Annotated in this window: 1 protein-coding gene; it reads right to left on the bottom strand. The window is 49.8% G+C overall.

Annotation, left to right across the window (positions count from 1 at the left end; genetic code table 11):
- Positions 1-215: hypothetical protein (locus HCX50_RS20290; RefSeq protein ID WP_205829434.1), on the bottom strand; the 215-nt coding region annotated here is incomplete at its 3' end.
- Positions 216-255 lie beyond the last annotated feature (40 nt).

Genomic DNA, 255 nt, shown 5'->3' with positions numbered 1-255 from the left:
GCACGCCGCCAGCGTTCATCCTGAGCCAGGATCAAACTCTCCGTAAAAAAGAAATGCATACGACACCGGGAAAACGGTGACGCAGCGAGTTTGATGCTGACCAAAGAGACAAATTCATTGCTGACTTTATCCGTTGCCAACCCCACAAGGAGGTTGGTCTTTGATCCAAAGGAATTCTCACCCCCACCGAAGTGGAGACGAGGATAATTTGGCATTTGACAAGTGCACGCTGTTGAGTTCTCAAGGATCGGATGC

It is taken from the genome of Microbacterium sp. B19(2022) (assembly GCF_012030385.1).
GTDB classification, from domain to species: Bacteria; Actinomycetota; Actinomycetes; order Actinomycetales; family Microbacteriaceae; genus Microbacterium; species Microbacterium oxydans_B.
Note: the sequence above shows the minus strand (reverse complement) of the source record. Positions and strands in the feature narration are given on the sequence as shown.